General features: G+C 72.8%; 7 protein-coding genes and 1 rRNA gene. 3 read left to right on the top strand and 5 right to left on the bottom strand.

Going from position 1 to position 8,515, the window contains the following annotated elements:
- The first annotated feature begins 120 nt into the window (after nt 1-120).
- A 5S ribosomal RNA gene (gene rrf, locus DCW30_RS07060) occupies nt 121-237 on the top strand.
- 102 nt (nt 238-339) lie between these two features.
- On the opposite strand, the gene DCW30_RS07055 is transcribed toward rrf, so the two are convergent.
- From DCW30_RS07055 to DCW30_RS07035, 5 genes are read right to left on the bottom strand one after another with little or no spacing between them, the layout of a single operon-like run.
- Nucleotides 340-1,668 carry a DUF58 domain-containing protein gene (locus DCW30_RS07055; protein ID WP_076685841.1) on the bottom strand — a complete coding sequence of 443 codons (1,329 nt, stop codon included), beginning with the start codon at nt 1,666-1,668 and terminating at the stop codon, nt 340-342.
- Entirely contained in the window at nt 1,668-2,654 is a 987-nt protein-coding gene (locus tag DCW30_RS07050; protein WP_103557470.1) for an AAA family ATPase, read from the bottom strand. The genes DCW30_RS07055 and DCW30_RS07050 overlap by 1 nt, the downstream gene beginning before the upstream one ends.
- Complete coding sequence (locus DCW30_RS07045; RefSeq protein WP_076685843.1) at nt 2,654-3,931, bottom strand: DUF4350 domain-containing protein; 1,278 nt, start codon at nt 3,929-3,931, stop codon at nt 2,654-2,656. Before DCW30_RS07045 ends, DCW30_RS07050 begins: the two co-directional genes overlap by 1 nt.
- Nucleotides 3,928-4,653 carry a DUF4129 domain-containing protein gene (locus DCW30_RS07040; RefSeq protein ID WP_079107644.1) on the bottom strand — a complete coding sequence of 242 codons (726 nt, stop codon included), beginning with the start codon at nt 4,651-4,653 and terminating at the stop codon, nt 3,928-3,930. The genes DCW30_RS07045 and DCW30_RS07040 overlap by 4 nt, the downstream gene beginning before the upstream one ends.
- 4 nt (nt 4,654-4,657) lie before the next feature.
- A complete protein-coding gene (locus DCW30_RS07035) occupies nt 4,658-5,950 on the bottom strand; it encodes a DUF7847 domain-containing protein (protein WP_076685844.1) in 1,293 nt (430 codons plus the stop codon).
- A gap of 140 nt (nt 5,951-6,090) precedes the next feature.
- Here DCW30_RS07035 and mtnA point away from each other — a divergent pair, with 140 nt between their 5' ends.
- Nucleotides 6,091-7,245, top strand: a complete 1,155-nt coding sequence (mtnA, locus tag DCW30_RS07030; protein ID WP_062780679.1) for an S-methyl-5-thioribose-1-phosphate isomerase — start codon at nt 6,091-6,093, stop codon at nt 7,243-7,245.
- A 580-nt stretch (nt 7,246-7,825) separates the two neighbouring features.
- Nucleotides 7,826-8,515 carry a two-component system response regulator MtrA gene (mtrA, locus tag DCW30_RS07025; protein WP_198502768.1) on the top strand — a complete coding sequence of 230 codons (690 nt, stop codon included), beginning with the start codon at nt 7,826-7,828 and terminating at the stop codon, nt 8,513-8,515.

The raw sequence follows: 8,515 nt of genomic DNA, 5'->3' as shown, positions 1-8,515 counted from the left end.
ACTGGTACTAATAGGCCGAGGGCTTGTCCTCAGTTGCTCGCGTCCACTGTGTTGGTTCTGAAACCACGAACAACCCCGCGTTTGTCACAGAGCGTGGTGCGGTTGACAGTTTCATAGTGTTTCGGTGGTCATAGCATGAGGGAAACGCCCGGTTACATTCCGAACCCGGAAGCTAAGCCTCATAGCGCCGATGGTACTGCAGGGGGGACCCTGTGGGAGAGTAGGACGCCGCCGAACTATTTTTAGGGGAAACCCCCGCACCTTTTGGTGCGGGGGTTTTCTGCGTTCCGGGCCCTTTCCCGTACTCGGGGTCGGCCCTCTGCTTCTGCACTACGGCCTTTACAGGCGGCCGCCGGCCTTGAGGGACAGGTAGGCGTCGGCCAATGCGGGGGCCAGAGCCTTCGGGGCGGCGTCCACCACCGTGACGCCGCGATGCGTGAGTTGTTCCGCCGTACGAAGCCGTTCGGATCGCTCCTGCGCTGCGGCTGCTGCCTCGTAGACCGCTTCCGTTGTTCCGCGAGCGGTCGCCATTCGCTGTACGTGAGGGTCTGCCACCGAGGCGATCACGACTTTGTGGCGTTTGGTGAGGCGGGACAGCACGGGAAGCAGCCCTTCCTCGATCGGCGCTCGGTCCAGGCTGGTCAGCAGCACGATCAGGGAGCTGCGAGACGCTGTGCGCAGGGCCATCGACGTCAGGCCGCGGGCATCGGTCTCGATGAGCTCGGGCTCCAGCGTGGCCAGTGCGTCGACCAGGGAAGGCAGCACATCGCCCGCCGAGCGGCCCTGGACGAGGGCGCGGACCCGGCGGTCGTAGGCCAGGAGGTCGACCCGGTCGCCGGCCCGGGAGGCGAGGGCGCCGAGGAGCAGAGCCGCGTCCATGGAGGCGTCGAGGCGTGGGGCGTCGCCCACGCGGCCGGCCGAGGTGCGTCCGGTGTCGAGGACCAGGAGGATGTGCCGGTCACGCTCCGGGCGCCAGGTGCGGATCGCGACGGTGGAACGGCGTGCCGTGGCCCGCCAGTCGATGGAGCGGGTGTCGTCCCCGGGAACGTAGTCGCGCAGGCTGTCGAATTCGGTGCCTTGGCCTCGGGTCAGCACGCTGGTGCGGCCGTCGAGCTCGCGCAGACGCGCCAGCTTGGCGGGAAGGTGCTTCCGGCTCGTGAAAGGGGGCAGAGCGCGTACGGTCCAGGGGGCCCTGTGGCTGCCCTGGCGGGCGAAGAGGCCCAGGGGGCCGTACGAGCGGATGGTCACGCGGTCGGCCTGGTGGTCGCCGCGACGCGTGGGGCGCAGGCGCGTGGTGAGGCGGCGTCGTTCGCCGGCCGGGACCGTCAGGCGGTGGCGGGGCGCGGTGGCCCTTTCCGGCGTGGTGTTCTCGGCCAGGGGCTGTTGGCTGCTCGGGGGCCACGCGTCGCGGATGACGGCACGCAGGGGGCGGCCGGAGGGGTTCGTGACGGTGAGGTCCACGTCGGCGGTCTCCCCGAGGCGTACGGAGGTCTCGCCGGAGCGTGTCAGGCCGAGACGGCGTACGGGTGCGGCCAGGGCGAAGTCGCAGGCGCAGGCCAGCGCCAGAGGGGTGTTGACGGCGAGGATGCCTGTCCAGCCGGGTTCCCAGATGCCCACGGGAAGGCTGCCGAGGGCGGCGAGGAGGGCGGCGCGTCCGGTGAGGGCCATCAGCGGGGGACCGGGACCTGGGCGAGGATCGCGTTGATGACGGAGTCGGTGGTGACGCCCTCCATCTCGGCTTCCGGGCGGAGCTGGACGCGGTGGCGGAGTGTCGGCAGGGCCAGGGCTTTGACGTCGTCGGGGATGACGTAGTCGCGGCCGGTGAGCCAGGCCCAGGCGCGGGCCGTGGAGAGCAGTGCCGTGGCGCCGCGGGGCGATACGCCGAGGGTGAGGGACGGCGAGTCGCGGGTGGCGCGGCAGACGTCCACCACGTAGGCGGTGATCTCGGGGGAGACGGAGGTTTTCGCGACCGACGTGCGGGCGGCCTCCAGGTCGGCGGGGCCCGCGACGGGGCGTACTCCGGCCGCGCGCAGGTCCCGGGGGTTGAAGCCCTCGGCGTGGCGGGTGAGGACGTCGATCTCGTCCTGGCGGGAGGGCAGCGGAACCGTCAGCTTGAGCAGGAATCGGTCCAGTTGGGCCTCGGGGAGGGGGTAGGTGCCCTCGTACTCGACCGGGTTCTGGGTGGCTGCCACGAGGAAGGGGTCGGGGAGCGGGCGTGCGGTGCCGTCGACCGTGACCTGGCGTTCCTCCATCGCTTCGAGGAGGGAGGACTGGGTCTTGGGCGGCGTGCGGTTGATCTCGTCGGCCAGGAGGAGGTTGGTGAAGACGGGGCCCGGCTGGAAGGAGAACTCGGTGGTGCGGGCGTCGTAGACGAGGGAGCCCGTGACATCGCTCGGCATCAGGTCGGGGGTGAACTGGACGCGTTTGGTGTCGAGTTCGAGGCTCGACGCGAGGGCGCGGACCAGCAGCGTCTTGGCGACCCCGGGGACGCCTTCCAGCAGGACGTGGCCGCGGCAGAGCAGGGCGACGACGAGGCCGGTGACGGCCGGGTCCTGGCCGACCACGGCTTTGGAGATCTCGGCGCGCAGGGCTTCGAGGGAAGCGCGTGCGCGGTCGGGGTCAGCGGTGGGCCCGTTGTCAGTGGTCGGGTCCATCATGAATGGCGTACCTCACTTTCGAGGGCGTCGAGTTGGTCGGCGAGGGCGATGAGTGCTGCGTCGTTGCCCGGGGGCGCCCCGAAGAGGAGGAGATGCAGGTCTTGACTGGGGGAGCGAAGGTGCGAGGACAGAGCGGGGATCAGGGTCTCAGGGGCGTGCGCCTGGGCGGGCGGCACGCCGACGAGGGGTGCGAGGCGGCTGCGGGTGGCGGTGCGCAGCGCGTCGGCCGCGCGGTCGCGGGCGTTCGCTCGGCGATACAGGCGGGCGCGGCCTTCGACCGTCTCTGAGGCGGGAATGACCACGGGGAGGCGTTCGGACACGAGGGGGCCGAGGCGTCGGGCGCGCCACAGGGCGGTGAGCACGGCGGCGATGGCGAGCTGCAGGGTGGCCCATCGCCAGCCTGCGGGGATCAGGTCGAAGAAGCTCCGGCGCTCGGTCTCGGTGGCCGCCTGGTCGTCGGAGAGCGAGGGGAGGTACCAGACCAACGTGGGCCGTGAGCCGAGGAGTTGCAGGGCAAGTGAGGCGTTGCCCTGCTCGTCGAGGCGGCTGTTGTAGAGGATGTCGGGCGCGCCGAGGACCACGGTGTCGCCCCGACCGCGGGGGGCGGGGAGATGCAGGAGGCTGGGCAGGCCGTCGCTGAGGTAGCAGGCTTCGGCGTCGGGGGCGAGCGTGTCGTAGCGGATGCCGCCCATGTCGGCGGTGCCCGCGCGGCGGGCCGCCGGCAGGGAGCAGCCGGGGGGCAGTGTCGAATCGGTGCTGGGGGTGTCGGCGGTGACGCCGGGGGCCAGGGTGCCGATCGAGCGGGTGCCCGGGGCGATCAGGACGGTGCGTCCGGCGGAGTCCTCGGTGGCCGCGTGGAGCCGGGAACGCTGCCGTTCCGTGAGCAGGTCGGGGTTGGCCACGACGAGCGTGGTGTCCGGGCCGGCCGCGGACCGGGCTTCCTCGGTGGTGGTGACCACGCGGGTGGAGACGCCTCGTTGGTCGAGGAGTTCGGCGACGGCCCGGCTGCCGTGGGGCTCGGCGGAGCGGGGGTCGAGGCGGCCGTGCTGGCCGCCGGAGCGGATCACGGCGATGGCCACGGCCGCGGCCAGGAGGAGGACCAGGCCAAGGGCGATGCCGCGCGAGCGCGTCCAGAGCTGGCGTGGCGTGCGGGAGAGCGAGGTCGCGCCGTGCGGGTTCCCAGGCGCGGCCGAGGGCGCGGTGGGCGCTGGTTCGGGGGAGCGGGGCGGCTCGGTGGGGCGGGGGGCCTCGGCGGGGTGCGGGGGGCCGGTCATCGGGCCGCCCCCTGGGATCCGCTGCTCGGTGTGGTGTGGGCGGTGCTGGTCAGCGTCGGCCTGGTGCGTTCCAGGTCGCGGTCGAGTCCGGTCACGCGGTGGTACGCGGACGCGTCGGCGGTGCGCCCGCCGTACGCCACGTCGTCGAACTCCCGTGCCGCCTCGCGGAGCCGCACGGCGTGGGCGGGCAGGGTGCGGCCCGCTTCGGCGGCGGCCTCGTCGGCGGTGCGGCCGGGGCGGGGGTCGAGGAGCGCGCGTTCCTCCAGTGCGCGGACGAGGGCGCGCATGCGTTCCTGGACGGCTTGGTTCCAGTGGGCACGGGCGGCGTGGGCCTCGGCGGCGGCGCGGTGTTCGGCGGCGCTGCGCGGACGGTCGTCGAACAGGGCGGGCGCGGAGGAGGGGGCGCGCCGGGGGGCGCCGAGGCGCCACCAGAGGGCCGCGGCCAGGAGTGCCACGGCCAGGACGATGACGAGGAGCCCGAGCCCGCCGCCCGGGGTGGCCCCCGCGGCGGCGGAGAACAGGTCGTCGATCCAGTCCCAGAAGCGGTTCAGGGCGCGCTGGAGCAGGCTGGGGTCGTTCTCGTGGTATCTCGGTCTGGACAGTTCGCGCTCGGCCGCTTCCCGCGCGGGGTCGCGCGGGATCGTCACCGGCGGTTCGTCGCCGGAGCGCGGCAGGAGCGGTGCGGCCCCCCACCGTATGAGCACTGCCCCCGCCGCGGTCACCGCATCAGCTCCCGGGTGTGCCGGGCGGGTTGGCCGTCCGGTCGGAGAGGCCGGCCGCGCGGGCGAGTTCGAGGTCGAGCGCCTCGCGGCGGATCCGCTGGTCGATGTAGAGGAGCACGGTGACTCCGGCGGTGATGGGGAACGTCAGCATGGAGCCGATCACCGAGCCGACGCCGCTGATGATGAGGAAGGTCCAGCCCAGGTCACCCGTGTTGTTGAGGAAGCCCGTGACGCCGTCGCCGCTGAGGGCGCCGGCGATGAAGGTGAACGGTATGACGATGATCGACGCCACGATGTTCGCGATGATGGCGGCGAGCAGCTGGATGCCGAAGACGCGCCACCAGGAGCCGCGGACCAGTTTGACCGAGCGGGCCAGGGACTTCTTGACGCCCTGCTTCTCCAGCATGAGCGCGGGAGAGGCGAGCGAGAAGCGGAGCACGATCCAGACGGCGAGGATGGTCGCGGCGAACCCGCCGAGGACGGCGAGGCCGGCGCCGGCTTCGGCGGAGCCGCCCAGGGCGATGAGGACGCCGGGGAGCACGCCCACGGCGACGATGGCCGTGCCGATGAGCGGGATGAGCAGGGTGAGGCCGAACAGCCTGGCCAGCTGGGGGCGCGAGTCCTGCCACGCCTCCGTGGCGGTCACCGACTTCCCGAGCACCGCGCGGCTGGTGACCATGGTGAGCAGGGCCGTCGCGACGATGGTGCCGAGCAGGGTGATCACGAGGACCACGCCGGAGCTCAGCAAGGTGTCGCCCATGGCGCGGGTGATCTCGCCGAGTGTGGCGCTCGGGTCGTTGAGCGCCTCGGTGTCGGCGGCGTCGTTGAGGACGAGTCCCTGGAGGAGGACGACGACGATCTCCGTGAGGACGGCGACGGTCAGGGAGATGCCGAGGACCGTGCGCCAGTGGGCGCGCATGGTGGACACCGCGCCGTCGAGGATCTCGCCGACGCCGAGCGGGCGGAGCGGGATGACGCCCGGCTTGGCGGCGGGCGGGGGGCCTTGCCAGGCGCCCCAGCCGGGGTAGCCGCCGGGACCGCCCGGACCGCCCGGAGGCGGGCCGCCCCAGCCCCAGCCGCCGCCCTGGCCGGGAGGAGGGGGCGGAGGCGGCGGGGTCTGTCCCGCGTGGGGGCCGCTGGGCGGGGACCACTGGGCGGGCGGCGGCTGCTCCTTGGACCACTTCGGCGGGCTGCTCGGCCCGCCGGGGCCCGTGGGCTCGCCGGCGTCCGGCTTGCCGGAGTCCTGTCCGTCGGAGGGGGCGGATCCGGGCGAGGCCCAGCCCGGAGTGTCGTTCATCGTCGCTCCTTCACGGTGCCCGCCCGCGGGTGCGGCGGCTGGTTGCCAGCCATCGTGCCACGGGGCACCGGCCGGGTGACCGGGGGCCGGAGAGGCTGGACACCTTCAATTGTCCGCCCGGTACGGGGCAGACTGGGCGGATGGCTGATCAGTACGCGCAATCCGGCGGCGACATACGGCCGACCGGCACCCCCGCGATCCCCGCGATCCGCTGGGACGAGCCCCCCGAAGGCCCCGTCCTGGTCGTCCTCGACCAGACCAGGTTGCCGGGCGAGGAGGTCGAGCGGGTCTGCACGGACGCGCCGGCCCTGGTGGAGGCGATCAGAACGCTCGCGGTGCGCGGGGCGCCGCTGCTGGGCATCGCAGGGGCATACGGCGTCGCGCTCGCCGCGGCCCGCGGGTTCGACGTGGACGAGGCGGCGGATTCGCTGGCGGGAGCGCGGCCCACCGCGGTCAACCTGGCCTACGGTGCGCGCCGGGCCCAGGCGGCCCACCGCACGGCGCTGTCGAACGGCGCCGACGACGCGGCGGCGGCGCGGGCCACGCTCCAGGCGGCGCGGGCGCTGCACGCCGAGGACGCGCGGGCCAGCGAGAAGATGGCGGCGCACGGCCTGGCGTTGCTCGACGAGTTGATGCCGGGCGGCGGCCACCGGATCCTGACGCACTGCAACACGGGAGCGCTGGTGTCCGGCGGGGAGGGCACGGCGTTCGCGGTGGCCCTCAAGGCGCATCGGGCGGGGCGGCTGCGCAGGCTCTGGGTGGACGAGACGCGCCCGCTGCTGCAGGGGGCGAGGCTCACGGCGTACGAGGCGGCGCGGAGCGGTATGGCGTACACGCTGCTCACGGACAACGCGGCGGGGTCGCTGTTCGCGGCCGGTGAGGTGGACGCCGTGCTGATCGGTGCCGACCGCATCGCGGCGGACGGCTCGGTGGCGAACAAGGTGGGCAGCTATCCGCTCGCCGTGCTCGCGCGGTACCACCGGGTGCCGTTCATCGTCGTGGCGCCGGTGACCACCGTGGACCTGGGCACGCCGAACGGGGCGTCCATCGAGGTGGAGCAGCGGGCGGGCCATGAGGTGACGGAGGCCGTGGTGCCGCTCGCGCCGGCGTTCGGGCGGGAGGCGGGCGGTGTGCCGGTGGCGCCGCTGGGCACGCAGGCGTACAACCCCGCGTTCGACGTGACGCCGCCCGAGCTGGTGACGGCGATCGTGACGGAGGAGGGGGTGCTGTCGCCGGTGACGGTGGACGGCCTGGCCGAGGTGTGTGCGAGGTCGGGCCGGGTGTCGATCGGCTAGCCGGGATCGCCGTGGCTCTTCTGGCCGGGGCCGCGGCAGCCCTTCTGCCGGCCTCGCTCGGACCTGATCCGTCGGACCTGAGCCGTCGAATCTGTCCCGTCGAACCTGAGCCGGCGCGTCTGATGCGCCGCGTCTGATGCGTCGCGTCTGACCGGTCCCCTTGTCGGTCGCATCTGTCGGCGGTCGCATCTGTCGGCCGCGGCGGCGAGGGCGCTCGGAGGCGGGGTTTCGCGTGCGTGGTTCGCGTGTGGCGCGGGGTCGGTGGAGGATGGGGGCGGTGGCTGAGCGGCCACCGGTGAAGGGGGAGGGGCGCCCGGCCTGACGGCCGTGGTGCCGACCGGGAGCTGGGATCGGTCGGGAGCTGGAGGGGCCCGAAGGCGGGGAGTGGCGGGATCACGCCGGTCTTCCGTGGCTGTCGGGCCGGTCCGGGAGGGCCGTCGCGGCGGCTGCCGGGCGGCCCGGGGCGCGGGCGGGGGACCGGTCGCTGTGGATCACCGCAGACAGTGATGGCGTAATACGACTATCGTCACAGGCCAGTGACCTCTCTCACCAGCAGCCCAGTCACTGTTACGAGAATGGGATGATGTCAGGCATGAAGGGACGAGTCCTTGTCGTCGACGACGACACCGCACTGGCCGAGATGCTCGGGATTGTGCTGCGTGGTGAAGGTTTTGAGCCGTCGTTCGTAGCTGATGGCGACAAGGCGCTGGCCGCTTTCCGGGAGGCAAAGCCTGATCTTGTGCTGCTCGACCTGATGCTGCCCGGACGGGACGGCATCGAGGTGTGCCGCCTGATCAGGGCGGAGTCGGGTGTACCGATCGTCATGCTCACGGCCAAGAGCGACACCGTGGACGTGGTGGTCGGTCTGGAGTCGGGGGCGGACGACTACATCGTCAAGCCGTTCAAGCCGAAGGAGCTCGTGGCCCGGATCAGGGCGCGGCTGCGGAGGTCGGAGGAGCCCGCCCCGGAGCAGCTGGCCATAGGTGACCTGGTCATCGACGTGGCCGGACACTCCGTGAAGCGGGAAGGGCAGTCGATCGCGCTCACGCCGTTGGAGTTCGACCTGCTCGTGGCGCTGGCGCGCAAGCCGTGGCAGGTGTTCACGCGTGAGGTCCTCCTCGAGCAGGTGTGGGGCTACCGGCACGCGGCGGACACCCGTCTGGTGAACGTGCACGTCCAGCGGCTGCGCTCCAAGGTCGAGCGGGACCCGGAGCGGCCGGAGATCGTGGTGACCGTCCGTGGCGTCGGTTACAAGGCCGGACCGAGCTGA

It is taken from the genome of Streptomyces alfalfae (assembly GCF_004127445.1).
Lineage (GTDB): Bacteria > Actinomycetota > Actinomycetes > Streptomycetales > Streptomycetaceae > Streptomyces > Streptomyces alfalfae.
Note: the sequence above shows the minus strand (reverse complement) of the source record. Positions and strands in the feature narration are given on the sequence as shown.

Excerpts from the sequence above, each read along its gene's own strand:
- DCW30_RS07035 (WP_076685844.1), bottom strand. The coding sequence starts at position 5,950 with ATGAACGACACTCCGGGCTGGGCCTCGCCCGGATCCGCCCCCTCCGAC.
- DCW30_RS07055 (WP_076685841.1), bottom strand. The coding sequence starts at position 1,668 with ATGGCCCTCACCGGACGCGCCGCCCTCCTCGCCGCCCTCGGCAGCCTT.
- DCW30_RS07045 (WP_076685843.1), bottom strand. The coding sequence starts at position 3,931 with ATGACCGGCCCCCCGCACCCCGCCGAGGCCCCCCGCCCCACCGAGCCG.
- mtrA (WP_198502768.1), top strand. The coding sequence starts at position 7,826 with ATGATGTCAGGCATGAAGGGACGAGTCCTTGTCGTCGACGACGACACC.
- DCW30_RS07050 (WP_103557470.1), bottom strand. The coding sequence starts at position 2,654 with ATGGACCCGACCACTGACAACGGGCCCACCGCTGACCCCGACCGCGCA.
- mtnA (WP_062780679.1), top strand. The coding sequence starts at position 6,091 with ATGGCTGATCAGTACGCGCAATCCGGCGGCGACATACGGCCGACCGGC.